The sequence below is a fragment of the Candidatus Allofournierella merdavium genome (genome assembly GCF_944382735.1).
Taxonomy (GTDB): Bacteria; Bacillota; Clostridia; order Oscillospirales; family Ruminococcaceae; genus Allofournierella_A; species Allofournierella_A merdavium.
In genome coordinates this window covers 30,872-57,355 of record NZ_CALWND010000002.1, presented here as the reverse complement: position 1 = coordinate 57,355, position 26,484 = coordinate 30,872, and the positions used below count along the sequence as shown (strand labels likewise).

Here is a 26,484-nt window from a genome sequence, read left to right as displayed (position 1 = left end):
AAGTCGATCAGCTTGTCAGGGGGCGCTTTCGCGTTTGTATTGCGGAAAAGGGCCTGCCGGCTTGGCCGGGGCATGGCTCAATCCTCTTCCTGCTCGTACTGTTCCTGTTCCTCCACCAGCTTTTCCCACTGGTCGAACAGTTCCTGCTGATGGAACCGGGTGTCGTCCAATTCGTCACAGGTGTCCCGCAGCAGCACATGGTCCCGCAGGACTTCGGGGTCATTGATGGAATTTTCCAGTTCCACCACCCGGGCGCCGATCTGCTCGATCTCCTCCTCCACAGCCTTGATCTTGGCCCGCAGTTCCGCGCGGCGGCGGCGCTGCTCCTTGCCGTAGGAGGCCTTGCCGCCAGTGGCGTTCTGGGGATTGGAGACGGGCTCCGGCGCGGCCTGGCCGCGGCCCATCATCTTTTCGTAGCTCTCGTACAGGGTGGCCTTGCCGTTCTCAATGTAGAGGATGGGGCAGGCCAGGCTGTTCATCAGGTAGCGGTCGTGGGTGATCAGCAGCAGAGTGCCCTCATAGGCAGCCAGCGCCTCGGTGAGGCTGTCGCGGGTGTAGATGTCCAGGTGGTTGGTGGGCTCGTCCATAAACAGCAGGTTGGGCCGCTCCAGCACGATCTCGGCGAGGCGCAGACGGGCGAGTTCGCCGCCGGACAGCGCGCCGCAGGGCTTGAACACATCCTCGCCCTTAAAGCCAAAGCGGGCCAGATGGCTGCGCACTTCCAGTTCGGTCATGCGGGGCCACTTGTCCCACACGGCGTCGATGACCCGGCCGCCGCGGCGCAGCTGCTGCTGCTCAAACACGCTCACCTTCGCCCCCGCGCCCAGGCGTACCATTCCCCCGCTGGGTTTCCTTCGCCCCGCCAGCACCTGCATCAGGGTGGATTTGCCCGCGCCGTTGGGCCCGGCGATCACCAGCCGCTCGCCCCGCAGCACCTGCAGGTCGAAGGGCTCCAGCAGCGTGCGTCCCTCGATCTTGACACAGAGGTTTTTCAGGGTCAGGATCTCGTTGTAAGGGGTCACGTCAAATTCGAAGCGGAATTTCAGCTGCTGCGGGCCGCTGGAAGGCTTCTCGGTGATCTCCATCTTTTCCAGCTGCTTGCGGCGGCTCTGGGCCATTTTGGTGGTGGAGGCCCGCACCAGGTTCCGCGCGATGTAATCCTCCAGCTTTTGCGCCTTGGCCACGTCGGCGTCGTGCTGCTTTTGCTGCAGCGCCACTGCCGCCTCCTTCTGAGGCAGGAAGGCGGAATAGTTGCCCTTGTAGCTGGTCAGGCCGTGACCCTCCACCTCCCAGATGCGGGTACACACCTCGTCCAGGAAATAGCGGTCGTGGCTGACCACCAGCACCGCGCCGGAGTAGCCCTTCAGATAGTTTTCCAGCCACTCCATCGTGATGAAATCCAGATGGTTGGTGGGCTCGTCCAGGATCAGAACGTCCGGCCGCTGGAGCAGCAGCCGGGCCAGGCACAGCCGGGTGTGCTCGCCGCCGGAGAGCACCGCCACGCTCTTTTGATAGGTCTCGGGGCCAAACCCCATGCCGCTGAGCACCTTTTTGATGTTCACGTCCATGTTATAGCCGTCGGCAGCGTCGATCACCGCCGAGAGGCGGGCGTGCTCCGCCAGCAGTTCCTGGTCGGCGGGATCCTTTTCCAGCTTTTTTTCCAGCAGCTGCATCCGGTTCATGGCGTCCAGCACCGGCGCGAAGGCGTTGCGCATCTCACCGTAGACGTCCTGAGCGGGATCCAGCTTGCTGTTCTGCTCCAGGTACCCCAGGGTGACGCCGCGGGTCAGCTGCACCTCCCCTTCGTCGGGCTGATACTCGCCGCAAAGGATCTTGAGCAGGGTGGTTTTTCCGGCCCCGTTTTCCCCCACGATGCCGATGCGCTCCCCCTGCTCCACCGTGGCGTTGATCCCCTGAAGGACCACCGTCTCGCCAAAACTTTTTCCGATGTTTTGTAAGGATAGTACCATATTCGTCCCGTCTCTTCGCGTAACTTGTGGTCAGCCGCCCTGCTCAAACTGATGCTTGCGCGCCGTCTTGCCCACGTTCTCCAGTTCGTCCGGCTCCATCACGATGGCATACAGTTCCTCCCAGGAGCGCACGGTGTGGGTCGGTCCGTTCTCGGCGGGAGCCTCCTCCCCGTTCCAGTTGCACCAGCAGGTATCCAGCCCGGCGTTCTGGCCGCCCTTGACGTCCGCGGTGAGGCTGTCGCCCACCACCAGCACCTTGCCCCGGTTCTCGATGCCCAGGGTGCGCAGGGCCGTCTCAAAGAAGCGGCGGTTGGGTTTTTCCACCCCCACCCGCTCCGAGATGAACACACCGTCCATATAAGCGTTTAGGCCGGAATCCGCCAGACGCTTTTCCTGCACCCGCTCCACGCCGTTGGTCACCACCGCCAGGGTGGCCACCTCCGCCAGTTCCTTCACCGCGTCCAGCGCGCCGGGGATTGGGTCGGGATGCTCGCTCAGCCGGTCGAGATAATATGTGTTCATCGCCGCCGCGTCGCCGGTGCGCTCCAGCGCGGCCAGCAGTTCCTCAAACCGCCGCACCACCAGCTTGTCCCGCTTGATCTGGCCCTTCTCCAGCGCGGCCCAGAGCCCCTTGTTGATGGTGTGGTAGGTGTCCGCTACCTCCTGGGTGGCCGGCAAGCCGAAGTGTTCCATCGTCTCGTGAAAGGCCTTCTGCTCGGCGGCGCCGAAATCCAGCAGGGTGCCATCCACATCCAGCAAAAGGCAATGATAGTATGCCATGGGTCATTCTCTCCCTTTTTCAATCCTTTGCCGCCCGGCGATCCACACGGCGGGCGGCAGTTTTACCTTGTCTATTATCTCCTATTCCGGCCCATTCGTCAAGCAAACATCCCACATGCACGGCGGCACCCGGACGGGCCAAGGCCGCCGTCCGGGTGCCGCTGCGTGTGCTCAGAGATCGACGATGGGATAGGCGCTGCCGTCGGCCGCGGTGTTTTTGCAGCTGCAGCGCCCGCAGGGCCATGTGGGGCAGTTCTCCGTGGGCTCGGGGTCAGGTTCGGGCTCCGGATCAGGTTCAGGCTCCGGCTCCGTATCGCAGCCGCCGCAGGAAGTCCGGCAGCCCCAGGGGCACCGCCGCGACCCGCCCTGGCATCCATAGGACGTCAACGCCGCATCCGACGCCACCGGCTCGCCCCAATCAAAATCATAGTTCTCCACGGTGCCGTCGGTCACATTTTCGTCGCCCACCGCGTACGCGCGCAGGCACTGGCTCAAGTCTGTCATGGTCAAACGCCTCCTTGGCCCAGTGTATGCGCCGGCGGCGCGGCGTGTTCACGGAGGCGGCAGCGGACGATGCCGCTCAATAATCGAACTCGCCCTTCACCGACCGGCTGAACAGCCGCGGCAGCACCTCGTCGGCGGCGAGGCCGTTGTACAGAAGGTCGTTCACCGTTTGGCAGATGGGCAGATCCACCTTGTACTCCTGCCCCAGGCGCACCAGCGCCTGCACGGTGGAGGCTCCCTCGGCCAGCAGATCGAACGGTTCGCCCTTGATGAAGTTTTCGCCAAACTGGCGGTTGTGGCTGTGGGGCGAGAAGAGGGTGGCCTGGTAATCCCCCAGATGGCATAGCCCGTAGGCGGACAGTTCGTTGCCCCCCATGGCGCGGATGAGCCGTGCCACCTCCCGGGCACCCCGGGCCATCAATGCCCCCTTCAGGCTGGTATATCCCGCGCCGTCCAGCATGCCCGCGGCGATGCCGATGACGTTCTTCGCCGCGGCGCCCACCTCAGTGCCGATGAGATCGCGGCCTTTGTACAGCCGGATCAGGTCACTGCTGAGCTGTTCCACAATAAAATCGGTGGTGGAGGGGTCAGCGGAATCCACCACCATGCAGTTGGGCACGCCAGCGGTGAAATCCTGCACATGGCCGGGCCCGACCCACACCGCCAGCTGCACCGGCTGGGTGACCTCCTCCCGGAACACCTGGGTCAGGCGCTTGCCGGTGGCCACCTCGATGCCCTTCATGCAGAGGATGAAGGTCTTGCCCGCCACGTCGTGCTGCTGGATCTGCCCCGCCAGCTGCCGCAGCTGCTGGGCGCTGATGGAGATGACCACCACCGGCCCGAAGGCCAGCGCCGCTGCCAGGTCGTCGCCCAGCTGCAGCGAAGCGGGCAGGGTCTGGTATTCGTTCTTCCGCTCGGCCCGCAGCTGAGCGAGGCCGCGGGAACCGGGACGGCCCCACAGTAAAACGTCGTTTTTCGCGCAGTGGTAGGAGGCCAGAAATGTGCCCCATCGGCCGCAGCCGAGAACGGAAAGCTTCATGGTGCGTTCTCCTTCTTGGTCATGTCGTGAAAAGGCCGCCCTGCCGGGCAGGGCGGCCTTTTCTATTCTATTGACGTTTCAAAATGTATGTCCCCGCTCACGGCGTGTCCGGCTGGCTGGCGGTCGATGCAGGCGGAGTGGTGGTGGACGTTGCCGGCGGATCGGTCACGGTGACGGTGGCGCTGGCGGTACCGGTGGTGTAGCCGTCCTTGGTCACCGTGACGGTGATGGTCTGCTGGCCGGCAGCGGCGGGCGTGTAATTCACGCTCTCGCCGTTGCCGGTCACAGCGCCGCTCCAGGTGATCGTAGAACCGGCCGGCGCGCCGACCACCTTGTAGGTGCCCGTTGTGCCCGTCGTCAGCGAAGCGGCCCCCTCGATGGAAACAGACATCGGCTGGAGGGCCTTGCCCTGCACCGTGATGGTAGCCGTGCCGCTGACGCCGCCGATGGTGGCGGTCACCGTATAGGTCTTTGCGTCGGTGCTGTCGTTCGCGGGCACCGTCACCGTGGTGCTGGAGCCGCTGGTGGCGCTGAGGGTGGCGCCGGCGGTCACGCTCCAGCTGACCGTTCCTTCCGCGTCACCGGGCGTGACGGTGGCGGTGAGGGTGGCGCTGCCGCCGGAACTGCTGACACTGGTACCGCCGTTCACCGTGACGCCGGTGGGCTTCACCGCCCCCTTCTCCACCGTCAGTTTGTACTCGGCGGAGGTGGTCTTGCCGTTCACGGTCACGCTCGCCTTGATGGTAAAGGTACCTTCCTTGTCAGGCGTGTACGCCCAGCTGTAACCCACACGCTGCTGGGTGCCGTCCAGCGTCCAGATCACAGAAGTGTCCTTGTCGATGCTCTTGTCGCTCACCGAAGCGCTGAAGATGAGTTTGTCGCCCACCTTGGCGGTACCGGAACTGCCCTGCTCGATGCTCACCACCAATTTTGCGCCGAACATGGCGGTCACATTGACGTTCTGCTTGAAATCCTTGTCGGTGCGGGTGGCGTCGGTTTTGCCATCGCTCCATTTGATGAACTCGTAGCCGGATGCGGGCACCGCGGTCACCGAAACGCTGCTCTCACTGGTGAGGTCCTTGAAGCTCAGGTTCGTCTTGTCTTTCTGGTCACCGCTTGTCAGGGTGCCGCCCACGTTTTTGTCCACGTTATACTGCGCGGTATAGGTCTTCTGCTCCTGCGAAGTTGCCGGCGTGGGAGTGGTCGTGGTCGCGGTGCCGGTGGAACCGGTCTTGCGGCGCTCGGGGATGTTGCTGGTATCGGGGCGGCGGTCCTCCGTGCCAAGATAGGCGTGGGTGCGCGCATAATCCATAATGGCCGTGAGCGCATCCTTTTTCAGATGGATATCGCCGTCCATAAAATACTGCGACTTGCCGTAGCCGTCTTCACCCACCAGGATCTCGGAGATATTCAGGAACTTATAGCCGTTGTCCGCGCACATCTGCGCCAGGGCTTCGTTGAAACCGTTGATGGTCTCCATGCTCATATTGGGATAGCTGCCGTGGCTTTCCGGAATGGGCGGCACCGCGGAAACGATGATATCCGTATAGGGATACGCCGCCTTGATGGCCTCCAGCCCGCTGCGATAGTTGGACACAAAATCGGACGCGCTCATACTGCCGTCGGCGTTGTTGGTGCCCATCATCACGATGATCCGGCGGGGCTTCATCTTGGGCAGGGCGTCGGGAATGGAATAGGCGGTATCGTCGCCCTTGAAGTAGATGGATTTGTCGGTGGTGAAATTCTGGATGCCCAGCCCTTCCACCGCCACCACCTGATCCAGTTCCAGCAGCGCGTACTGGTAATAACGGTAGGTGTTGGAATCGCCCACAAAGATCGTCTGATCGATGTATTCCTTGCCGGCGTCGTCGGTCGCGCCCAGAACGGCGTCCCCGTACTGGCTGGCGTCAAAGTCGTTTTCCACCGTCTGCCCGGAGGTGGTGGACGAAGGCTGACTGTCTCCGGACTGGGGTTTGTCCTTGCCGGCCTTGGATACGATCACGCTCACCACAGCGATGGTGATGACCAGCACCAGGGCACAGATGGCCAACACAATGGCCGCCTGTTTCTGCTTCGGGGTCATGGACCCTGAGCCTCCGCGGGTGTTTCGTCTGTTTCGAGGCATTCGATTGCCCTCCTTTATTGTTTGCTTACTGACCAAGGATGAAATCGGTCAATTCCTCACACGTCCGGGCCATAAAGCACGGCTTGAAGGCAAGCAGTTCTTCCCTGCTGCCGTAACCGTACAGCACGGCAGCGGCGGGCACCTTGCAGTCGGCCGCGCCGCGCATATCATCGGCCCGGTCGCCCACCATCAGCACCTTTGCTCCCTTCAGTTCCGGACGCGTGAGCACGGTGTGCATCACGGCGGTCTTGGTGTCCACGCTCTTGTCCTCGCTGGCGCCGCCGATGAATGTAAAATAGCCGGCCAGCCCCTGCTCGCGCAGGATCGGAGTCACCACCGAAGTGGGCTTGGAGGTGGCGGTGTACAGTTTTACGCCGCTGTCCTTCAGCCGCCCCAGCATCTCCCGCACGCCGGGAAACACCTGGCACATATGCTGACCCACCTCGTGATACCGGTCACGGTAGATGCGCACCATGCGTTCCACGTCTTCCTCCCGGCGCATGTGTTCGCCAAAACTGCGCCGCAGCGGGGGGCCGAGGTATCGGGTCAGGTCGATCCCGGCCGGGTCGATCCCCACCGATTGAAACGTGTATTCCATTGTTGCGAGGATCCCCGGGCTGGAGTGGATCAAAGTGCCGTCCACATCGAACAGCACGGCATTGAAGCAAGCCAAACTGGCACCGCCTTTCCTTTGGTTGGTCGCGCCGAAAAGGGCGCCGTTTCCGGCGCGCGCCCCCCTCCCCGCCCATCGTTCACCCAAGAGGGAACGGAGACAGCAAGGCAGCACCGATACGGTTATTATACCATTTTTCCTGTTCCCGCACAACGAAAAGGCCCGGAATTTCACCTGACAGACGCATATAATACGATAAATCGCTCGCAAATATTGCAAAAATGCCCGGTGCGTTACAGCACCGGGCAGGAAAGCGCGTATCCGTTCAGGAGAGAAGCATCCGGTCATTGTCCAGTTCGCTGCCGCTGGCCTGCTCGAATTTTTGCAGCAGGTCGGCCACCTTCAATTTCCGCTTCTCCTCGCCGTTCACGTCGTAGATGATGCGCCCCTCAAACATCATGATGAGGCGGTTGCCATACTGGATGGCGTCTTTCATGTTGTGGGTGATCATCAGGGTGGTGAGTTTGTTCTCGGCCACGATCTTTGCGGAGAGTTCCAGCACCTTGGCGGCGGTCTTGGGGTCCAGCGCGGCGGTGTGCTCGTCCAGCAAAAGCAGCTTGGGCTTTTTGAGGGAGGCCATCAGCAGAGTCAGCGCCTGCCGCTGGCCGCCGCTGAGCAGGCCCACCTTGCTGGTGAGGCGGTTTTCCAGGCCAAGGCCCAGCATTTTCAGCTGCTCCTTGTACCGCTCCTGTTCCTCTTTGGTGATGCCCGGGCGAAGGCCGCGGCGCTGGCCGCGCCGGGCCGCCAGCGCCAGGTTTTCCTCGATCTGCATGGTGGCCGCGGTGCCGATCATGGGGTCCTGAAAGACACGGCCGATGTACTTGGCCCGCTTGTGTTCCGGCAGGCGGGTAATGTCCACCCCGTCGATCATGATGGTGCCGGAATCCACCGGCCAAACGCCCGCCACCGCGTTCAGCAGCGTGCTTTTGCCCGCGCCGTTGCCGCCGATCACCGTAACGAAGTCCCCTTCGTCCAGGTGCAGCGAAAGGCCGTTCAACGCCACCTTTTCGTTGACCGTGCCGGGGTTGAAGGTCTTGGAGATGTTTTTCACATCAAGCATTGCGGGCGCCCCCCTTCTTCACGGGTTTGGAAAAATAGCGGTTCTTCCAGTAAGGCACCGACAGGAACACAGCGACCACCAGCGCCGAGAGCAGCTTGAGATAGTTGGCGTTGAGGCCCAGCGCCAGCACCGCCTGCAGCACGATGTAGTAGATGATGGAGCCCAGCACCACCGAGAACAGCTTCAGCGCGAAATTGGTGAACAGCTTGCCGAAGATCACCTCGCCGATGATGACGGCGGCCAGACCGATGACGATGGCGCCGCGGCCCATGTTGATCTCGCTGGCGCTGTTGTACTGGGCCAGCAGCGCACCGGAAAGCGCCACCAGCCCGTTGGAGACCACCAGCCCCAGCACCTTGGCGAAGTTGGTGTTGATGCCCTGGGCACGGGCCATGTTGCCGTTGGCGCCGGTGGCGCGCAGCGAACAGCCCAGTTCGGTGCCGAAAAACCAGTAGAGCACCGCGATGATGGCCAGGGTGAACAGCCCGCCCACAAAGATGGGGTGGCGCCAGAAGGGCCGGGTGCCCTTGGCCACATCCGTCACGAACCGCAGCGACACCAGCAGCTTGTCCAGCATCTCGTTGGTGGTAACATTGATGGCCACGGTGGCTTTCATGCTCATAATGGCCATGTTCACCGAGTAGAGTCCCAGCTGGGTCAGGATGCCGGCCAGGATGGCGGGGATGCCGCAGGCCGTGTGCAGCAGGCCGGTGACAAGGCCCGCCGCCATGCCCGCCAGCGTGGCCGCCAGCATGGCCAGCCACAGGTTGACGCCGCCGGTGAACAGCACCGCGAACACCGCCGCACCGGTACACAGGGAGCCGTCCACCGTCAGGTCGGCGATGTCAAGAATGCGAAAGGTGATGTACACGCCGATGGCCATGATGCCCCAGATCAGCCCCTGGGAAACAGCCCCCGGCAGTGCGTTGAGAAAATCCATGTATCTTCCCTCCTGCGGGGCGAAAGGCCGCCCCGTTACTGTCGACTTTATTACTATAACAAAAAGCAGAGGAAAAGGAAAGCCTTTTCCCCTGCTTTTGGCCAACTTCAGCCGCCTTACTCGGCAGCGATCGCCTCGTAGCCTTCCGGGGGAGTGAGGCCCAGGTCGGCGCAGATCGCAGCATTGTATTTTTTGGTGAACTGAGGCGCATACTCGATGGGCATCTGGGACACATCGGCCTCGCCGGTGAGGATCTTCACCGCCATGTTGCCGGTGGCAACGCCCAGGTCATAGTAGCTGATGGACAGGGTGGCCACGCCGCAGCCGGAGCAGATGCCCTCCTCGCCGGCGATCACCGGCACGCCGGCCGGGCGGCAGATGTTGTCCACCACACCGGTGTTGTTGGCCACCGTATTGTCGGTGGGCACATAGATCACGTCGCTGTTGTCGGCGGCGTTCTGGGTGACGGAGGACATGTCATTGGTGTCGGAGAAGGGGTATTGGGTGCAGGTGTAGCCCAGTTTTTCCAGTTCGGCCTGCACCACGTCCACCTGATACTGGCTGTTGGGTTCGGCCGAGCAGTAGAGCAGGCCCACGGTCTTGGCGTCGGGGAACCACTCCTGCAGCATGGCGGCCTGCTGGTCCAGCGGGGCCAGGTCGGAGGTGCCGGACACGTTGGTGCCCACCGTGCCGGAGAAGTCATCAATGCCCAGCGCAACGCCGTACTCGGTGACCGACGTGCCCAGAATAGGAATATCGGAAGTGGCGGACACCGCGGCCTGCAGGCTGGCGGTGGCGTTGGCCATGATCAGGTCAACGCCGGAAGACACAAAGCCGTTCACAATGGTGGCGCAGGTGGGGGTGTCGCCGGCGGCGTTTTTCACCTCAATGGTCACCTGATCGCCCAGCGCCTCCTTCAGCGCGTCCTGGAAGCCCTGGGTGGCCGCGTCCAGCGCGTCGTGGGGCGCCAGCTGGCACACGCCCACCACATAGCTCGCTCCCTCAGCGGGCTGAGAACCGGTGGACGATGCAGAGGCAGCACCGCTGCTCGGAGTAGAGGCGGGGGTGGACGTCTGGCCACCGCAACCCGCCAACATGAGGGCGGCCAACAGCGCCGCCATAGATCCGCGGATCATCTTTTTCATGGTCTGTTTCCCTCCTGTTTTGCCCCATAGGGGGCTTTCACATCCCGGGCAGTTTATTGCCGCAATGTGTTACTGTACTGAAGTATACCACCGAATCATTCCGCTTGCAAGTGGTTTTTTCTCCCGTCCGGCCGCCTTTTGCCCTTTTGGCCGGGCAGATGCCGGCGGCTTTCCCGGATCACCTGCGGGCTGAGCCACAGCACTGCCGCAAGGTTGGGCAGGGCCATGAAGCCGTTGAAGGTGTCGGAGATCTCCCACACCAGTTCCAGCCTGGTCACGCAGCCCAGCACAATCACCCCCACAAAAACCGCCTTGTAGACGCCGGCGGCCCGCCTTCCCCACAGGTATTCCGCGGCCTGCGACCCGTAGAAACTCCATCCCAGCAGCGTTGAAAACGCAAACAGGGTCAGGCTCAGCGCCAAAAACACGCCGCCAGCCGGGCCGAAGGCAGCGCGGAAGGCGTCCGCCGTGAGGGCCGCGCCGTTGGGCAGTTGTTCCGACGAACCACCGGCCGCCGCGTAGGCTTCAAAGTCATATACCCCGCTGCACAGGATGGCAAGGGCGGTGAGGGTGCACATGAACAGAGTGTCCACCGCCACCTCCATGACGCCCCACATCCCCTGTTCCACCGGGGCACAGCCCGCGGCGGAATTGGCCATCACCGAGGAGCCCAGCCCCGCCTCGTTGGAGCTGACACCCCGGGCCACCCCCACCGTCAGCGCCCGGGCGATACCGTAGCCAGCGGCGCCCCCCAGCCCCGCCCGGAGGGAGAAGGCCTCCCGCAGGATCAGCGCCAGCACCCCGGGCAGCCGGCCGATGTTCAGCACCACGATCAGCACCGCGCCGCCGGTGTAGGCAAAGGCCATAAAGGGCACGATCTTCTCGGTGACCTTTCCCACCCGGCCGATGCCGCCGGCGATGGCGACACCGATCAGGGCGGCAACCACAAGGCCGGTGAACAGCGGCGGCAGCCGGAACACGTCCCGCAGCCCCTCGGCGATGGAATTGGCCTGGGCCATGTTCCCCATGCCCAGCGAGCCCAACAGGCAAAAGAAGCTGAAGGCCGCCGCCAGCGGCCGGCTGTGCAGGCCTTTTTCGATGTAGAACATCGCCCCGCCCACCGGGTTCCCGTCCCGGTCCGCGCCGCGGTACAGGCCTGCCAGCACGTTCTCCGCGTAGGCGGTCATGGTGCCCAGCAGCGCCGAGACCCACATCCAGAACACGGCGCCCGGTCCGCCCGCCACCAGCGCGGTGGCGACGCCGGCGATGTTACCGGTGCCCAGGGTCGCCGCCAGCGCCGTGCAGGCGGACTGGAAGGCGGTGGTGGCGCCGCGCCTGCCGTCGTCTCGGAAGGCCCTGCCCAGCGTGCCGCCGAGCCAGTACCGAATGCCGCGCAGCTGGAAAAAGCCGGTGGCAAAGCTGAACACCGCGCCGCAGAGCGCCAGCATCCCGATGGTGCCCGGCCCCCATGCCAGCTGATGAAGCGCCTGTAGGACAAGGCGCAGCGCGCCGTTTGCATGCTCCATATCCCTTCCCCTTTGTTGTCAGTGTCAAGATATGTATATGCGGGATTTCGCCCCGGTTTGCGGCCTTTGCCGGCAGACGCGGCGCTGAAAGGGCAAAAAGAGCGGGGCCCCCGTTCGCGAGGGTCCCGCCCGGATGTGTTTGCTTATTCGTGCCGGATGGCTTCCAGGGCGCTGATCTTGGTGGCGCGGATGGCCGGCCACAGGCCGGACAGGATGCCCACCAGGGTGGAGAATCCAAGCCCCAGCAGCACCAGCCACGGCGGGATGATTGAGATCGCGCCGCCCATGCCGCCGTACATGCCGCCCAAGCTGTTCAGCAGGCCGCTCATGTCGATACCGCCGCCGCCAAACAGCGCGGCGATGGTGTTGATGTTGTTGAGGATGGCCGACGCAGCGTAACTCAGCGCCACGCCGATGATGCCGCCCAGCAGGCCGATGGCGCCCGCTTCCACCAGGAACATATTGCGGATCTTGCCCACCTCGCAGCCCAGCACCTTCATCACGCCGATCTCCTTGGTGCGCTCGTAGATGGACATCATCATGGTGTTGGCGATGTTCAGCGCCGCCACCAGCAGCGCCACCGCCGCCGTGCCGCCCAGGATCATCTGGCTCTTGACGACGCTGGCCTGCATCTCCTCGCGGATCTGGGTCAGGGAGTTCGTCTGCTCATAGCCGATGTCGTGGATCCAGTCTTCCACGGCGCCCACGTTGTCCACATCGTCCACCTTGACATAAACTTCCTGATAGCCGTTGTCCTGCTCCCGCATGACCGTGCCGTTGGAGATCATCACACTGCCGGAGGAGGTGTTTTTGTTGCCGCTCAGGCGCTGGTATTCCTTTTCCAGCAGTTTCATGTCCGCCACACGCATGGCGATGCCGGATTCGGTGAAATAGTGCTTGGATGTGTCCGACACGAACACCCCCATCACCACCAGCTGATACTCGCTGGATTTTTCGTTGCCATTCGTGTCATAGGCGGTAAGCTTCAGGGTGAGTTTATCCTTGTTGATATCCACGAAAGGCGGAACGGGGTTTCCCAGAGAGTCAGTCTGCCCCGCCCAGCGCTGTCGCTTGCCGCTGTTGTAACTTTTGCGGGTATCCTGGAACTGATAGGCAAAGTTGGCGCCCACTAGCACGGGGATCTTCTTTTTTCCCAGGTTCACGTCCTCGGCGATCCAGTTGCCGCTTTGCAGCTGGAACTCCATTGCCTCCAGTGCGTTCATATCCACACCGTAGCAATCCCACATATACGCCTCGTAGCGATCGCCCTTGCCGGCAAGGATGCTGCCGTTGATGGAATTGGCGGAGTAAAACGGCGTTGCGGCCACCACATGCTCATGGCTGCGGAAGGTCTCCAGCATTTCGTCGTCCAGCTTGGGAGTATCTCCCGTGGCGCCGTAGGCATAGTTGTAAATCTGGATCTGGGTCAGGTCACCCCAGCTTTGCAGCATCGCTTCGTTCTGGGCGTTGCTGGCGATGCCCAAACTGATCATCACAATGATGGCGAAGGTACCCACCACCACGCCGATGACCGTCAGGGCGGTGCGGCCTTTGCGCCGCCGAAGATTATCCGTGCTGAGACGCAGCAGATCAGATATCTTCATCTTCATCCTCCAGCTGTGCAAGCTTCTTTGCCGCCTGCTTCTTGCGGATCACCACCACGATCACCGCCGCCACGGCGCCCACGCCGACCACGATCAGCGCCCAGCCCCAGACAGGCATGCCGCCGCCCACGTCTTCGCCCATGGTGGGATCCATCATGCCGGGATCCATCATGCCGGGATCCATCATGCCGGGGTCATCCATGGCCGGCATCGCCTGTACCGTGCAGGAAAATTCCTTTTCCAGCGAGGTCGTTTCGCCCTTGGCGTTTTCATAACTCAGGATGACCTTGCCGCTGATCACGCCCTCGGCGGAGGCCATCACGCTGAAATCCACTGAGTTTTCGGTGCCGGCGGCCACGTTGCCAAGGAACTGGCTCTGGCCGGGATTGGCGAGGTTTTCGCCCTGGATCTCGGCGGTGAGGTTGTTGATGGAGCTCTTGCCCTTGTTGACAAAGGTGACCGAGAGATACCCCTCCTCCCCCATCATCATGGTCTCGGGGGCCTCGATGTTGGTGATCTCAAACCGCTCGGGCTGGGTCACCGGGATGGAGATGGGCGAGGACACCGCCTCGCCGTTTTTGCTGGTCAGCTGCACGGTGATGCTCACCGCGCCGGGGTTCATCGTGGCGTCGGTGACCATCTTATAGCTGATGGTGCTGGTGGCGCCGGGCGCCATGGTGCCCACATAGGTGTTCATGCTGCCGCTGGCCAGGCTGATGCTCTTGGAATCGGTCGGGAAGGTCAGCCCCACCATCACGTCTTCCAGATTGGTGTTGCCGCTGGTGGTGAACAGGGTCAGTTCCAGGGTGAACTCCTTGCCCGCCTCCACGCTGGTGCCGCCGAAGGTGAAGTCCTTCACCATGATCTTGGGCACCTCCGCCGGGGCCGGAGAGGGCGACGGCGTGGGCTCGGGCCGCTCGGCGCACTGGTTGACCGGCAGGCTCAGCGTCACGATCTCGCGGACGTTCACCGGGTCCTCGGTGATGATATCGAATTTGAAGGTGTTGTCGCCGCCGGTGTACTCGATGTCCTTGAATTCAAATTTGTAGGCGTGGATGGCATGATCCGCCTCAGCGTAGGGCTCGATCGCGTCCTTGCCCACAAAGGAACCGGTGTTGATGCGCGCGCGCAGCTGGACGCCGTGGCTGTCCGCCCACTCATCCACCACGGTGATGGTGATGTCCGCTTTGCCGCCGGGGAAAAGCTGGCTGTCGTTCTTCACATCCACGCTGTAGTTGGAGATGAACGGCGCCTGAACCGCGGGCGTGCTGCTGGATACGGAAGCGCTGCCCGACGCGGGAGCACCGCTCGAAGTGCCCGTGGAATTTGTGGGGGCGCTGTTGGCGGGAGCCGGCGCCGTGTTCGCGGCGTTCTGGGACGCGGACGGCGTGGAAGGCGCCGCGGGAGCCGCAGCCGGATCGTCCGCAAAAGCGGTCATGCCCGCAAAAAGTGACAGCGCCAGGGCCAGGGAAAGCGCAAGGCTTGTGATTTTTCCGGTGGTCTGTTTCATGGGTAATTTCCTCTCTCATTCGTCGGTGATACTGTCTGCCGGGACGGTGGTCTGAGGCTCCGGCGGCGCCTGCTGTTTCGACTCCAGAATATCCTTGAACAGTTCGGCCTGTTTTTGCGCCTTCTCCTGTTCGTCAACGAGAATGTTGCTCTCCACCTTTCCGTCGCGGATGGTGATGACCCGGTCCGCCACATCGGCCAGATCCCGTTCATGGGTGACCATCACAAAGGTGATGCCGTTTTCCTTCGCCATGGTGAGCATCCGGTACAGCACCTGCCGGGTGGTGGTGGAGTCCAGGTTGCCGGTGGGCTCGTCCGCAAAGATGACTTTGGGTTTTGCCACAAACGCCCGGGCGATGCCCACGCGCTGCTGCTGGCCGCCGCTCATCTCGGTGGGTTTGTGGTTCGCGCGCTTGCCCAGGCCCATCCGCTTGAGTTCCGCCCTGGCCAGCTCCAACCGCTTTTTCCGCGGCATCCCCCTGAACATCAGCGGAAGCGCCACATTCTCGGCGGCCGTGAGGTTCGGCAGCAGATTGTAACTCTGGAAGATGAACCCCAGGTGGGCCTGCCGGAACTTTGCCAGCTGGTTCTCGTTCATCGCGCTGATCTCGTGTTTGCCTATGTACACGCTGCCCTTTGTGGGCTTTTCCAGCCCGGCGAGCTGGTTGAGCAGGGTGGATTTGCCGCTGCCCGAAGGGCCCACGATGCAGCAGATCTCACCGGGCTCGATGGCAAGGTTCACATCGTTGAGGGCGATCACCTTTTCCTTGCCCACCCGGTACACCTTGCGCAGATGCTCCACGCAGATGATTGGCGCCATTCTTTCACCTCTTCGCTGCGGCCCTGGCGGCCGCGGTCGTTATAAAAGCCCCACAAGCGGGCTGATCCAACTGCTTTGGCTGGACTTGAACACCCAGTAATAGAGCACGGCGAACACCTCCCGCATGTAGCAGGGCATCACCGAGTTGAGCCCGATGCTGGCCGGGATGGAACTGACCTGTTCAAACCCCACCAGCCGGGCATAACAGCGGGCGCGATAGCAGTGGAACGCGTTTGTCACCACCGCCATGGGTTCGTCCGCGCCGATGCCCCGCTGCGCCAACAGTTCTTTGGCAAACAGCAGATTCTCCTCGGTGGAGGTGCTCTTCTGTTCCACCACGATCTGCTCCGCCGGCACGCCTTTGGCCTCCAGATAGCGGGCCATGGCCACCCCCTCCGGGATGGTCTCGCCGTTGCCCTGCCCGCCGGTGACCGCGATCACCACCTCCGGGTGCTCCTGCCAGTAGGCAAACGCGGCGTCCAGCCGGCGGCGCAGCAGATCGGAAGGGGTATCCTTTCGCAGGCCCGCCCCCAGTACCACAATGGCCCGCTCGTTCCCGCCTGCGCCGACGGCGTAGCCACTGACGGCCACAAAACCCAGCAGCAGGCAGAATACACCCGCCCCGCAAAAGAACAGGATCTTCAGCCAACGGCCCACCCCGGCGGAACAGAAGGCGTCGATGGGGCGGTGGAAGACCGCGTACACCCACAGCGCCGCCGTGAGGAGATACATCAGCAGGAGGCCGAAATTGAAATTGGAGCGAAAGCTGCGCAGCACACTGTCGGCCAGAAGAAGGACGGCCAGCGCCCACACGATGATGATCCTGATCTGCATTTTATTCCTTTTCAAGGGATGTGGCTCCCCCTCCTGCCGCGCGGGCCGGCGGTTCCATTCCGGCACAGATACTCATTCCTCGTAAAGAGCGTCACTGCGTAAACGAATCGCCCGCGGATAATATTTCATCCAGCGTTCGATCACAGAAGAATTTTGTTGCTCAGATCCTCTCCGTCCAGTTTTGCCTCGACCCCCAGCGCCGTGCAGACGGTCTGGCCGATGGCGCCGAATCCCAGCACGGTGCCGAGGTTGTTGTCCCGCTTCACCTCCGGGCCCGCCACCAGCAGCGGCACATACTCACGGGTGTGATCGGTGGTCTTGGTGAACCCGGGATCGCATCCATGGTCGCCGGTGATCATCACCACATCCCCGGGGCGCAGCTTCTCCAGCAGCGTGCCCAGGCCCCGGTCAAACTCGGTGGCGGCCGCGGCGTACCCGGGGATGTTGCGCCGGTGGCCATAGACCATGTCGAAGTCCACCAGGTTGATGAAAGCAAGGCCCTCAAAGTCCCGGTCCGCGAGTTCCAGCATGACCTTGATACCCTCGGTGTTGCCGCTGGTGCGGATCTTCTCGGTCACGCCCTCGCCGTCAAAAATATCGTAGATCTTGCCCACGCCGATCACATCCTTGCCGGCGGCCTTGAGGTAGTCCAGCATGGTCTTGGCGGGCGGCTTCAAAGAATAATCGTGGCGGTTGGAGGTGCGCTTGAAATCCGCCGCGCAGCTGCCCACGAAGGGCCGCGCGATCACCCGGCCCACGCCGTGCTCGCCCTTGAGCATATCCCGGGCCATCTGGCAGTACGCATACAGCTGCTCCAGCGGCACCACCTGCTCATGGGCCGCCACCTGGAACACGCTGTCCGCCGAGGTATAAACGATCAGCGCGCCGGTGCGCATGTGCTCCTCACCGTAGTCCTTCAGCACCTCGGTGCCGGAATAGGGCTTGTTGCACAGCACCTTGCGGCCGGTGAGCTTCTCAAACTGCTGGATCACCTCCGGCGGAAAGCCGTCCGGATAGGTGGGCAGCGCCCGGTCGCTCTCGATGCCGGCGATCTCCCAGTGGCCGATGGTGGTGTCCTTGCCGTTGCTGGCCTCCCGCAGGCGGGCACAGCTGCCCGCCACCGGATGCACCGGTTCGCCGCAGCACACACCGTCCAGGTTGAACAGGCCCAGGCGCGCCATGTTGGGCACCTGAAAGCCCGGGTCTTTGGCGATGGACGCCAGGGTGTTGGCCCCCACGTCGCCGAATTTGTCCGCGTCCGGCTCATAGCCGATGCCGAAGCTGTCCAGCACGATCAGAAACACGCGTTTTGTCATGATATCTTTACCTCCTTGCAGCGGTGAATGTCTGAAGATGGTTCCATTATACAATATTCCCCGCGAGAAGTTAAGCCGGAAAGCAGAGTTTTCCTCTGGTGTTCGAGCGGCATCGTTAAAACTTTCAAAAAAATGCCGCGCAGCCTTTGACGCGCTTGCAATCGGGTGTATAATATATGCTAGCCTGATTTGGCAATTGTTCTTTTGGGGAGGTTTTTACATGAACAGAATGCGTAAAACCAAGATCGTTTGCACTCTGGGTCCCTCTACGGACCGGGAAGAAGTGCTTCGTGATATGATCCTGAGCGGCATGAACGTGGCCCGCTTCAACTTTTCCCACGGCAGCCATGAGGAGCACAAGCGCCGACTGGACACCCTCAAGCGCCTGCGCGAGGAGTTGAACCAGCCCGTTGCCGCCCTGCTGGACACCAAGGGTCCCGAGATCCGGCTCAAGACCTTCAAGGGCGGCCAGGCCGAACTGAAGGAAGGCCAGACCTTCACCCTCACCACCCGCGAGGTGGAAGGCACTGCCGAGGGCTGCGCTGTCACCTACAAGGACCTGCCCGCCGATCTCACGGTGGGCAGCACCGTGCTGCTGGACGACGGCCTTATCAGCCTGACGGTCACCAAGCTCACCGACACCGACATCACCTGCCGCGTGGACAACGGCGGCGTCATCAAGGACCGCAAGGGCGTCAATGTGCCGGGCATCTCCCTTTCCATGCCCTATATGAGCCAGCGGGACAAGGACGACATCCTCTTCGGCATTGAGCAGGGCTTCGATTTTATCGCCGCCAGCTTCACCCGCAGCGCCCAGGACATCCAGGAAGTTCGCCGGCTGCTGAACAGCCACAATTCCCACATGCGCATCATCGCCAAGATCGAGAACCGCGAGGGTGTGGACAACATCGACGAGATCCTCACCGCCGCCGACGCGGTGATGATCGCCCGCGGCGACATGGGCGTGGAGATCGATTTCACCGAGATCCCTGTCATCCAGAAGGAGATCATCTATCACAGCTTTTCCAGCGGCAAGCCGGTGATCACCGCCACGCAGATGCTGGAGAGCATGATCGAGAACCCCCGCCCCACCCGCGCCGAGATCACCGATGTGGCCAATGCCATCTACGACGGCACCAGCGCCATCATGCTCAGCGGCGAGACCGCCGCCGGCAAGTACCCGGTGGAGGCGGTGCGCACCATGGCCGCCATCGCCGAGCGCACCGAAAACGACGCCAGCTACTTCAGCCGTATGCGCAAGGCCCCGGTGGATTCCCGCATGAGCATCGTGGGCGCCACCGCCCACGCCGCCGGCACCACCGCCGCGGACGTGAAGGCCGCTGCCATCATCACCGTGAGCAAGAGCGGCGAGACCGCCCGGCTGGTGAGCAAGGGCCGGCCCTCCACCCCGGTGATCGCCTGCGTGGTGGACGATTGGGTCCAGCGGCACCTGTCCCTGTCCTGGGGCGTCACTCCCCTGCTGATGCCCTACGCCCACAACACCGATGAGCTGATCGAACTGTCGGTCAAGACCGCCGAGAACGCCGGCCTTGTGCACACCGGCGACCTGGTGGTGGTGACCGCCGGCGTGCCGGTGGGCATCTCCGGCACCACCAATATGCTCAAGGTGCACATGGTGGGCGACTCGCTGCTGAACGGCGTGGGCATCGGCGAGCACAACGCCAAGGGGCCGGTTTGCGTCTGCCGCAGCAACCAGGACGTCAAGGCAAAATTCCGCAAGGGCGACGTGCTGGTGGTCCCCTACACCAACAACGAGATGCTGGACGCCATGCGTGAAGCCAGCGCCATCGTGGTGGAGGAAGCGGGCCTGAACAGCCACGCCGCCATCGTGGGCCTGACGCTGTGCAAGGCGGTGCTGGTGGGCGCCTCCGGCGCGACCCACACCCTGAAAGACGGTGCCATGGTCTCGGTGGACTGCGAGCGCGGCATCGTGCAGAGCATGGCCAACTGATCACAACAGCAAGACCTCCCCGTTTTACAGAGCGCGGCCCGCAGGCCCGCGCCCTGTTTGGCGGGGAGGTCTTTTTTTACGCGGCGCGTTCAGGGCCGCCGCCACCCTTTTCGGTAAAAAGGTCACGCTCCTTCGGGGCCGTAGACTGTCATGGACACGCCGGTGTCCCGCACCAGGATATCCCTGGGCAGACGCCAAAAGCGAAAACACACATACAGGTCTCCCGCCGCGCCGGAAACGTTGATGAGCTGGATCAGATAAAAAAGCCCGAAAAGCTTCTCCCCGGCGAAAACGTTCAGTGCCAGCAGCACAGCGCCCCACACCACCACCGGGGCCAGCGCCACCACAACATAAGCGCCTTTTGTAAAGTACTCATCGCTGCCGGCAAAGGCGTACAGGCCGGTGAAGCCGAACCGCACCCGCTTTGCGCCGAACCACTTCATACAGAGGCCGTGCACCAGTTCATGAAGCACCAAATACAGCACGCAGCAGACCAGAAACGCCGCCAGTGTCGGCGGGCTGGTGAAAACCGCAAACATGGGCGTGAACAAGAAGCCTGCCGCGAACATCGCCAGGGCAATGACGGTGGCAAGGCCGTTGACCAGCAGGATGAGCTTCGGATCGTTCTGCAGGTCGAGGTGCAGGATCTCCTGATATTCCCGGGGCAATTGCTGAAAGCAGTGTTTTCTCATGGTTTCCTCTCCGTTTCTCAGCACAATTGAACGCCCCGCGGCGGGTCGCAGGGCGCAGGGCATACTGAAGAATGCCGACGGGTCCGACGCGCGGCGTTTACGGCACCACCGCGGCGAGCACCTCGCCGATGGGGCGGCGGATGGTCAGCGCGGCTTCGGCGTCCCGGGGGGTGACGCTGAGGTTGATGACGGCCAGATCCCTGCCGCGGAAATAATCCACAAGCCCCGCCGCCGGATACACCGACAGCTGCGTACCGCCGATCAGCAGCATGTCCGCCTGCGAGACGGCCTCTACCGCCGCGGTCAGCGTCGCCGGGTCGAGGCCCTCGCCATAGAGCACAACGTCCGGCTTGATGATCCCGCCGCAGTCGCAGTGCGGCACCGCATCGGCCGACAGCACCGACTCCACCGGATAACTCTTTCCGCACCGCATGCAGTGGTTGCGGTACACGCTTCCGTGCAATTCCAGCACACGGCGGCTGCCCGCCTGCTGATGCAGGCCGTCGATGTTCTGGGTGATCACGGCGGTCAGTTTCCCCTGCTGTTCCAGCCGCGCCAGCGCAAAGTGCGCCGGGTTGGGCTTTGCCTGCGGATGGACCAGATACTTGCGGTAGTAATCAAAAAACACATCCGTGTGCCGCAAAAAGAACTCGTGACTGAGAAGTTCCTCCGGCGGCCGGCCGTAGGCCTGCAGCGCGGCGTACACCCCGTTGCTGCTGCGAAAGTCGGGGATACCGCTCTCGGTCGAAAGGCCCGCCCCGCCCAGGAACGCTATGCGCTTCGCCCGGCCAAACATCTCGGCCAGCTGCTCAAGCTGTGCATCCATCTTTATCGCCTCCCCGCCTTATCATACCACATTCCCCGCGCGCTTTCCATTGGTACCGCTCCGGTTTGCGGCCGCATCAGAAACGCCCCGGGGGCGAAAGTTCCCGGGGCGTTTTACCGGCCGGAATAGGCCGCAAATTCTTCTATGGCGCCATTGAACACATTCAGGTCGATAAAAGGCTCCTCGCCTTCGTAACCGGCCAGCCGGCCCCGGTCGGTGTACTGCCAGAAGGTCCAGTCCCTGCCGTCTCCCAGGCGCGGGGAGAAAAAGACGTTCCGGATCCAGATATCGTACTCCCCGTAGCCCCCCGCCAGATACCGCTCGTACGCGCTGCCGGTGGCATAGATCACCGGGCGCATGCCATAGTGTTCTTCCAGGCGCTGCAGCAGCAGCGAAAGTTGTTCCGTCACCGCCTCACGGGGCGGCGGACGCAGCTTTTTTTCGCCGTAAAGTTCCACATCCACCACCGGCGGCAGCATTCCCTCAAAGGGTTCCACCGTCCGGATGAAATTCTCCGCCTGCGTGTCCGCCCCGCTGTCAAAGCTGAAGAAATGGTACGCGCCGATCCGCAGCCCGGTCTGCCGCGCCTGCGTCCAGTTGTACTGGAAATTGGGGTCCGCCGAACCGCTGCCCTCCGTCGCCTTGATGAACGCGAACGAGATCCCCTGTTCCGCGAGCAGCGGCCAGTCGATCTGCCCCTGATAAGCGGACACATCTACGCCCCGCACCGGGTATCGGGCCGGAGAGGGGGCGTTCAGGCGGGGCAGCCCGCCGCTCACCCACAGGCTCACGGCGGCGGCCGCCAGCAGAACAGCGGCCAAAAAGCCAACTGCCACCGCGGGTTTGGAGGGCCCAGGGGCTCCGCCCGACCGCCGCGGGAAGGGAAAGTACTGTTTCATCGGTCTCTCCTTGTATCCACAAACAAAAACGGGGCAAGCGCAAAGCATCTGCCCCGTTCTGGCGGAAAGAGAGGGATTCGAACCCTCGGTGGGTTTATGGCCCACACACGATTTCCAGTCGTGCGCCTTAGACCAGCTCAGCCATCTTTCCAGTTTATACTGCGGTTTCAAAAGCCGCTTATATATAATACCGAAAAGATCGCATTCTGTCAAGCCCTTCGGCGCAAAAAATGCCTGCTTTTCAGCAGGCATTCCCCGGGTCACTCCACGCGGGCGGGATAATACAGATTGTTGCTGATGAACTCCAGCTTATCCTTCAGCGCCTGCTCCATGGTGGCCACCACATTGACCATATTCGCCACCGACTCGTTGACCTCCATCAGCTGACAGAAATCCACATCCTCCATGGCGATGACACGCTGCAGCTTTTCGCCCTCAGCGTTCAGGATATGGCTGAGAGCGGTCTCCTCCAGGGCGATGCTCTCCAGCAGGTCGGTGACGGCCTGGCACATGGTGACGGGATTGGAATGCATCGCGATAACGGGCATAGACATGAGGCATACCTCCTGATGAAATGGTGTGGCAACACGTTGGTGTTGACTACCCCACTATATGCCCGGGGCGGCGTTTTGTTCCGCCCGGCAGCAAAAAAGAGCAGGGGCATGTTCCCCTGCTCTTTTGGTCTCAGCAGCCCAGATAGGCTTTGCGCACCTCGATGTTGTTGGCCAGTTCGTCGGCGGGGCCTTCCATCTTGATGGTGCCCGTCTCCAGCACATAGGCACGATCGGCGATCTCCAGCGCCATCTTGGCGTTCTGTTCCACCAGCAGCACGGTCACGCCGTCCCGGTTCACATCCTCGATGATGTGGAAGATCTCCTTCACCAGCAGCGGCGACAGGCCCATACTGGGTTCGTCCAGCAGCAGCATTTTGGGTTTGCACATCAGCGCGCGGCCGATGGCCAGCATCTGCTGCTCGCCACCGGACAGGGTGCCCGCCTGCTGTTTGCGCCGTTCCTTCAGGCGCGGCAGCCGCTCAAACACCCTTTCCAGATCGTCCGCGATGGCATCCTTCGAGTCCCTGCGGGTGAAGGCGCCCATCTCCAGGTTTTCCTGCACCGAGAGGTGGCTGAAAACCCGGCGCCCTTCCGGCACCTGGGCCAGCCCCAGCCGGATGATCTTGTGCGCCTCCATGTGGCTGATCTTCTGGCCCATGAAATCGATCTCGCCGCTCTTCAGTTTGAGAAGGCCGGAGATGGCGTGCATCGTGGTGGTTTTGCCCGCGCCGTTGGCGCCGATCAGGGTGACGATCTCCCCCTCGTTCACATGGAAGGAGATATCCCGGATGGCGTGGATGGAACCGTAAAAGACATTGATATCGCTCACGCGAAGCATCTCGCCCATGGATCAGTCACCTCCCAGATATGCCGCAATGACCTTGGGGTTGTTGCGGATGGATTCGCCGGTGCCCTGCGCGATCACCCGGCCATAGTCCAGCACATAGATGTACTCGCAGATGCCCATGACGAAGTTCATGTCGTGCTCGATGAGCAGGATGGCCAGATCAAAGCGGTCGCGCACCGCCTTGATGGTGTTCATCAGTTCTTCCGTCTCATTGGGATTCATGCCGGCGGCGGGTTCGTCCAACAACAGCAGCTTAGGGTTGGTGGCCAGCGCCCGGGCGATCTCCAGCTTGCGCTGCTTGCCGTAGGGCAGGCTGGAGGCGGGCAGTTCCGCCTCCTTGTCCAGATCGAAGATCTTGAGCAGCTGCATCGCCTGCTTGTTCATCTGGCGCTCCTTTTCCCGGAAGCCGGGCAGGCGGAAGATGCCGGTCCACATGGAATACTTGACCTGGTTGTGCAGGCCGATCTTCACGTTGTCCAGCACGCTCATCTGGTTGAACAGGCGGATGTTCTGAAAGGTGCGGGCAATGCCCGCCTGGTTGATCTTCGCCGGCTGCTGGCCGGTGATGTTCCTGCCGTCCAGGATGATGTCGCCCTCGGTGGGCTTATATACGCCGGTGAGCATGTTGAACACCGTGGTCTTGCCCGCGCCGTTGGGGCCGATCAGGCCGTACAGCTGGCCCTTTTCCATCTTCATATCAAGCTGCGCCACAGCCTGCAGGCCGCCGAAGGCGATGCCCAGGTTGGTTACTTCCAGCAGTGCCATACCTCACGCCTCCCCCTTCTCGCTCTGCGCGCCATCTTTTTTGCGCCGTGCCATCCACTGACGCAGCTTCGGGTTCTCCGCGATCCGCTCGGCCATCTGCTCGCGCCAGGCCACGATCTGCGGGCTCTGGTTGAAGATCATCATCACGATCAGCACAATGGCATACACCAGCATGCGGTAATCCGCCACGCCGCGCAGCAGTTCGGGCAGCACATACAGTACCGTGGCCGCGATCATGGAGCCGCGGATGTTGCCGATGCCGCCCAGCACCACGAACACCAGCACCAGGATCGAAGTGTTGTAGTCGAACTTCTTGGCGGCCAGCGCCGAAAAGTTCAGCGCGTACAAAACGCCCGCCATGCCGGCAAACACCGCCGACACGATGAACGCCATCAGTTTGTACTTGGTCACGTTGATGCCGGTGGCCTCGGCGGCGATGCGGTTGTCGCGGATGGACATGATCGCCCGGCCCGCGCGGGAGTTGATGAGGTTCAGGATCACGAACAGGGTGATCAGGATCAGGATGATGCCCGCCAGGAAGGTGGACGCCTTTTTCATGCCGCTGATGCCGATGGCGCCGTTGATGATCACGTCGCCGTCCGGCGCCAGGCCCATGGAGGCGGAATCCTTGATGGAGAAATGGAACCCGGCGGAATCAATGCCCAGATACACGGTGTTCAGAACATTTTTGATGATCTCGCCGAAGGCCAGCGTCACGATGGCCAGATAGTCGCCCCGCAGCCGCAGCACCGGGATGCCGATCAAAAAGCCGAACACGCCGGCCACCACACCGCCGATGAGCATGGAGAGCGCCAGACCCAGCACAGAGGGCATGTTGGAACCGCTGACCACCCAGAACACCGCGCCGGAGAAGGCGCCCACGCTCATGAAGCCGGCGTGCCCCAGGCTCAACTCGCCCAGAATGCCCACGGTGAGGTTCAGGGAAATGGCCAGCACCACATAGGTGCAGATGGGCACCAGCATCCCCTTCATGGAGTTGTTCAGGATGCCGCCCGAGGCAAGGCCTTGGGCGACGATGTAAAAGAGCACGACGATCGCATAAGTGATCAGATTGCTGCGCGTGGTCTTTTTCATGTTTTTCAAAGCATTCATCACGGCCACCTCACACCTTCTCGTTCATCGGTTTGCCCAGCAGGCCCGTGGGGCGCACCAGCAGCACGATGATCAGCACCGCGAAAACAATGGCGTCCGCCAGCTGGGTGGAGACGTAGGCCTTGCTCAGGATCTCGATGACGCCCAGCAGCACGCCGCCCAGCATGGCGCCGGGGATGGAGCCGATGCCGCCGAACACCGCCGCCGTGAAGGCCTTGATGCCGGGCATCGCGCCGGTGGTGGGCTGCAGCGAGGGGTACGCGGAGCACAGCAGCACGCCGGCAACCGCCGCCAGCGCCGAACCGATGGCGAAGGTCAGGGCGATGGTGGAGTTCACGTTCACGCCCATCAGCTGCGCCGCGCCCTTGTCCTCGGAGACCGCCAGCATGGCATGGCCCAGTTTGGTGTGGTTGACGAAAGCACTCAATCCCACCATGATGATCGCCGCCGAGATGATGGTGACCACCGTCTCGGAGGAGACGACGATCTGCCCGCCGGCCAGATGCAGTTCCAGCGCGTGGATATTCACCACAGAGGTGAAGTTCTTGGGGTCGGAACCCCAGATGAGCAGCGCCAGGTTTTGAAGCAGATAGCTCACGCCAATGGCGGTGATCAGCACCGCCAGCGAGGGAGCGCCCCGCAGCGGCTTGTAGGCAAACCGCTCGATGACCAGCCCCAGCACCGTGCACAGCACCATGGACAGCAGGACCGCCGCCAGCGGCGGGATCCCCATCTGATTGACCGCGATAAACACGATGTAACTGCCCACCATGATCACGTCGCCGTGGGCGAAATTCAGCATTTTGGCAATGCCATACACCATGGTGTAGCCAAGGGCAATAATGGCATACACACTGCCGAGGCTGATGCCATTGATCAAATAGGAAAGTAACTCCATGCCCGATTCCCCTTTTCTTCCGCCGGCCTTCCCCCGCCCCTCCAAAATCGGGGAGGGCCGGCCCGCAAATATC

Annotated in this window: 24 protein-coding genes and 1 tRNA gene; 1 reads left to right on the top strand and 24 read right to left on the bottom strand. The window is 62.4% G+C overall.

Annotated features, from left to right (window positions below; all coding sequences use genetic code 11):
* Positions 1-77: 77 nt before the first annotated feature.
* The 15 genes from ACH2A7_RS01655 to ACH2A7_RS01585 form a co-directional block, all read right to left on the bottom strand.
* Positions 78-1,970, bottom strand: a complete 1,893-nt coding sequence (locus ACH2A7_RS01655; protein WP_394959421.1) for an ABC-F family ATP-binding cassette domain-containing protein — start codon at positions 1,968-1,970, stop codon at positions 78-80.
* 30 nt (positions 1,971-2,000) lie between these two features.
* Positions 2,001-2,750 (bottom strand): YjjG family noncanonical pyrimidine nucleotidase, encoded by a 750-nt coding sequence (locus ACH2A7_RS01650; protein WP_394959419.1) that lies wholly within the window; start codon positions 2,748-2,750, stop codon positions 2,001-2,003.
* Positions 2,751-2,921: 171 nt separating this feature from the next.
* Positions 2,922-3,254, bottom strand: a complete 333-nt coding sequence (locus ACH2A7_RS01645) for a hypothetical protein (protein ID WP_394959417.1) — start codon at positions 3,252-3,254, stop codon at positions 2,922-2,924.
* A 76-nt stretch (positions 3,255-3,330) separates the two neighbouring features.
* Positions 3,331-4,293: an NAD(P)H-dependent glycerol-3-phosphate dehydrogenase gene (locus tag ACH2A7_RS01640; protein WP_394959415.1), complete on the bottom strand. Its 963-nt coding sequence runs from the start codon at positions 4,291-4,293 to the stop codon at positions 3,331-3,333.
* 97 nt (positions 4,294-4,390) lie between these two features.
* The gene (locus ACH2A7_RS01635; protein WP_394959413.1) at positions 4,391-6,376 is read right to left on the bottom strand and encodes a GDSL-type esterase/lipase family protein; all 1,986 of its coding nucleotides are present in this window, start codon (positions 6,374-6,376) and stop codon (positions 4,391-4,393) included.
* 67 nt (positions 6,377-6,443) lie between these two features.
* On the bottom strand, positions 6,444-7,091 hold the full coding sequence (locus tag ACH2A7_RS01630; RefSeq protein ID WP_394959411.1) for an HAD hydrolase-like protein: 648 nt from the start codon (positions 7,089-7,091) through the stop codon (positions 6,444-6,446).
* A gap of 265 nt (positions 7,092-7,356) precedes the next feature.
* The gene (locus ACH2A7_RS01625; RefSeq protein ID WP_394959409.1) at positions 7,357-8,151 is read right to left on the bottom strand and encodes an ABC transporter ATP-binding protein; all 795 of its coding nucleotides are present in this window, start codon (positions 8,149-8,151) and stop codon (positions 7,357-7,359) included.
* Positions 8,144-9,091, bottom strand: a complete 948-nt coding sequence (locus tag ACH2A7_RS01620) for an ABC transporter permease (protein WP_394959407.1) — start codon at positions 9,089-9,091, stop codon at positions 8,144-8,146. The genes ACH2A7_RS01625 and ACH2A7_RS01620 overlap by 8 nt, the downstream gene beginning before the upstream one ends.
* 116 nt (positions 9,092-9,207) lie before the next feature.
* Positions 9,208-10,236, bottom strand: a complete 1,029-nt coding sequence (locus ACH2A7_RS01615) for an ABC transporter substrate-binding protein (RefSeq protein WP_394959405.1) — start codon at positions 10,234-10,236, stop codon at positions 9,208-9,210.
* A 95-nt stretch (positions 10,237-10,331) separates the two neighbouring features.
* Complete coding sequence (locus tag ACH2A7_RS01610; RefSeq protein ID WP_394959403.1) at positions 10,332-11,762, bottom strand: alanine/glycine:cation symporter family protein; 1,431 nt, start codon at positions 11,760-11,762, stop codon at positions 10,332-10,334.
* A gap of 143 nt (positions 11,763-11,905) precedes the next feature.
* On the bottom strand, positions 11,906-13,366 hold the full coding sequence (locus tag ACH2A7_RS01605; RefSeq protein WP_394959401.1) for an ABC transporter permease: 1,461 nt from the start codon (positions 13,364-13,366) through the stop codon (positions 11,906-11,908).
* Entirely contained in the window at positions 13,353-14,876 is a 1,524-nt protein-coding gene (locus ACH2A7_RS01600) for a hypothetical protein (RefSeq protein WP_394959399.1), read from the bottom strand. Before ACH2A7_RS01600 ends, ACH2A7_RS01605 begins: the two co-directional genes overlap by 14 nt.
* Positions 14,877-14,891: 15 nt before the next feature.
* Entirely contained in the window at positions 14,892-15,695 is an 804-nt protein-coding gene (locus tag ACH2A7_RS01595) for an ABC transporter ATP-binding protein (RefSeq protein ID WP_394959397.1), read from the bottom strand.
* Positions 15,696-15,734: 39 nt separating this feature from the next.
* A complete protein-coding gene (locus ACH2A7_RS01590; RefSeq protein WP_394959395.1) occupies positions 15,735-16,544 on the bottom strand; it encodes a YdcF family protein in 810 nt (269 codons plus the stop codon).
* 125 nt (positions 16,545-16,669) lie between these two features.
* Entirely contained in the window at positions 16,670-17,845 is a 1,176-nt protein-coding gene (locus ACH2A7_RS01585) for a phosphopentomutase (protein WP_394959393.1), read from the bottom strand.
* Positions 17,846-18,074: 229 nt separating this feature from the next.
* On the opposite strand from ACH2A7_RS01585, the gene pyk reads away from it, so the two are divergent.
* Positions 18,075-19,817, top strand: coding sequence for a pyruvate kinase (gene pyk / locus ACH2A7_RS01580; RefSeq protein ID WP_394959735.1), 1,743 nt, complete (start codon positions 18,075-18,077; stop codon positions 19,815-19,817).
* Positions 19,818-19,939: 122 nt separating this feature from the next.
* On the opposite strand, the gene ACH2A7_RS01575 is transcribed toward pyk, so the two are convergent.
* The 9 genes from ACH2A7_RS01575 to ACH2A7_RS01535 form a co-directional block, all read right to left on the bottom strand.
* Positions 19,940-20,509, bottom strand: a complete 570-nt coding sequence (locus ACH2A7_RS01575; protein ID WP_394959391.1) for a DUF3267 domain-containing protein — start codon at positions 20,507-20,509, stop codon at positions 19,940-19,942.
* A 97-nt stretch (positions 20,510-20,606) separates the two neighbouring features.
* Positions 20,607-21,335 carry an NAD-dependent protein deacylase gene (locus tag ACH2A7_RS01570; RefSeq protein ID WP_394959388.1) on the bottom strand — a complete coding sequence of 243 codons (729 nt, stop codon included), beginning with the start codon at positions 21,333-21,335 and terminating at the stop codon, positions 20,607-20,609.
* A gap of 113 nt (positions 21,336-21,448) precedes the next feature.
* Positions 21,449-22,234 carry a GH25 family lysozyme gene (locus ACH2A7_RS01565; protein ID WP_394959386.1) on the bottom strand — a complete coding sequence of 262 codons (786 nt, stop codon included), beginning with the start codon at positions 22,232-22,234 and terminating at the stop codon, positions 21,449-21,451.
* Positions 22,235-22,293: 59 nt separating this feature from the next.
* A tRNA-Ser gene (locus ACH2A7_RS01560) sits at positions 22,294-22,385 on the bottom strand.
* Between the two features lie 109 nt (positions 22,386-22,494).
* Complete coding sequence (locus ACH2A7_RS01555; RefSeq protein WP_394959384.1) at positions 22,495-22,788, bottom strand: hypothetical protein; 294 nt, start codon at positions 22,786-22,788, stop codon at positions 22,495-22,497.
* A gap of 130 nt (positions 22,789-22,918) precedes the next feature.
* The gene (locus ACH2A7_RS01550) at positions 22,919-23,635 is read right to left on the bottom strand and encodes an ABC transporter ATP-binding protein (RefSeq protein WP_394959382.1); all 717 of its coding nucleotides are present in this window, start codon (positions 23,633-23,635) and stop codon (positions 22,919-22,921) included.
* A 3-nt stretch (positions 23,636-23,638) separates the two neighbouring features.
* Positions 23,639-24,400 (bottom strand): ABC transporter ATP-binding protein, encoded by a 762-nt coding sequence (locus tag ACH2A7_RS01545; protein ID WP_394959380.1) that lies wholly within the window; start codon positions 24,398-24,400, stop codon positions 23,639-23,641.
* A 3-nt stretch (positions 24,401-24,403) separates the two neighbouring features.
* Complete coding sequence (locus ACH2A7_RS01540) at positions 24,404-25,513, bottom strand: branched-chain amino acid ABC transporter permease (protein WP_394959378.1); 1,110 nt, start codon at positions 25,511-25,513, stop codon at positions 24,404-24,406.
* A 10-nt stretch (positions 25,514-25,523) separates the two neighbouring features.
* Complete coding sequence (locus ACH2A7_RS01535; protein ID WP_394959376.1) at positions 25,524-26,411, bottom strand: branched-chain amino acid ABC transporter permease; 888 nt, start codon at positions 26,409-26,411, stop codon at positions 25,524-25,526.
* Positions 26,412-26,484 lie beyond the last annotated feature (73 nt).

Coding starts and splice junctions, on each gene's coding strand:
- ACH2A7_RS01545 (WP_394959380.1), bottom strand. CDS start 24,400: ATGGCACTGCTGGAAGTAACCAACCTGGGCATCGCCTTCGGCGGCCTG.
- ACH2A7_RS01600 (WP_394959399.1), bottom strand. CDS start 14,876: ATGAAACAGACCACCGGAAAAATCACAAGCCTTGCGCTTTCCCTGGCC.
- ACH2A7_RS01620 (WP_394959407.1), bottom strand. CDS start 9,091: ATGGATTTTCTCAACGCACTGCCGGGGGCTGTTTCCCAGGGGCTGATC.
- ACH2A7_RS01640 (WP_394959415.1), bottom strand. CDS start 4,293: ATGAAGCTTTCCGTTCTCGGCTGCGGCCGATGGGGCACATTTCTGGCC.
- ACH2A7_RS01575 (WP_394959391.1), bottom strand. CDS start 20,509: ATGAGAAAACACTGCTTTCAGCAATTGCCCCGGGAATATCAGGAGATC.
- ACH2A7_RS01635 (WP_394959413.1), bottom strand. CDS start 6,376: ATGACCCCGAAGCAGAAACAGGCGGCCATTGTGTTGGCCATCTGTGCC.
- ACH2A7_RS01625 (WP_394959409.1), bottom strand. CDS start 8,151: ATGCTTGATGTGAAAAACATCTCCAAGACCTTCAACCCCGGCACGGTC.
- ACH2A7_RS01570 (WP_394959388.1), bottom strand. CDS start 21,335: ATGGATGCACAGCTTGAGCAGCTGGCCGAGATGTTTGGCCGGGCGAAG.
- ACH2A7_RS01540 (WP_394959378.1), bottom strand. CDS start 25,513: ATGAATGCTTTGAAAAACATGAAAAAGACCACGCGCAGCAATCTGATC.
- ACH2A7_RS01650 (WP_394959419.1), bottom strand. CDS start 2,750: ATGGCATACTATCATTGCCTTTTGCTGGATGTGGATGGCACCCTGCTG.
- ACH2A7_RS01565 (WP_394959386.1), bottom strand. CDS start 22,234: ATGAAACAGTACTTTCCCTTCCCGCGGCGGTCGGGCGGAGCCCCTGGG.
- ACH2A7_RS01550 (WP_394959382.1), bottom strand. CDS start 23,635: ATGGGCGAGATGCTTCGCGTGAGCGATATCAATGTCTTTTACGGTTCC.
- ACH2A7_RS01555 (WP_394959384.1), bottom strand. CDS start 22,788: ATGTCTATGCCCGTTATCGCGATGCATTCCAATCCCGTCACCATGTGC.
- ACH2A7_RS01585 (WP_394959393.1), bottom strand. CDS start 17,845: ATGACAAAACGCGTGTTTCTGATCGTGCTGGACAGCTTCGGCATCGGC.
- ACH2A7_RS01595 (WP_394959397.1), bottom strand. CDS start 15,695: ATGGCGCCAATCATCTGCGTGGAGCATCTGCGCAAGGTGTACCGGGTG.
- pyk (WP_394959735.1), top strand. CDS start 18,075: ATGCGTAAAACCAAGATCGTTTGCACTCTGGGTCCCTCTACGGACCGG.
- ACH2A7_RS01615 (WP_394959405.1), bottom strand. CDS start 10,236: ATGAAAAAGATGATCCGCGGATCTATGGCGGCGCTGTTGGCCGCCCTC.
- ACH2A7_RS01605 (WP_394959401.1), bottom strand. CDS start 13,366: ATGAAGATATCTGATCTGCTGCGTCTCAGCACGGATAATCTTCGGCGG.
- ACH2A7_RS01645 (WP_394959417.1), bottom strand. CDS start 3,254: ATGACAGACTTGAGCCAGTGCCTGCGCGCGTACGCGGTGGGCGACGAA.
- ACH2A7_RS01655 (WP_394959421.1), bottom strand. CDS start 1,970: ATGGTACTATCCTTACAAAACATCGGAAAAAGTTTTGGCGAGACGGTG.
- ACH2A7_RS01535 (WP_394959376.1), bottom strand. CDS start 26,411: ATGGAGTTACTTTCCTATTTGATCAATGGCATCAGCCTCGGCAGTGTG.
- ACH2A7_RS01610 (WP_394959403.1), bottom strand. CDS start 11,762: ATGGAGCATGCAAACGGCGCGCTGCGCCTTGTCCTACAGGCGCTTCAT.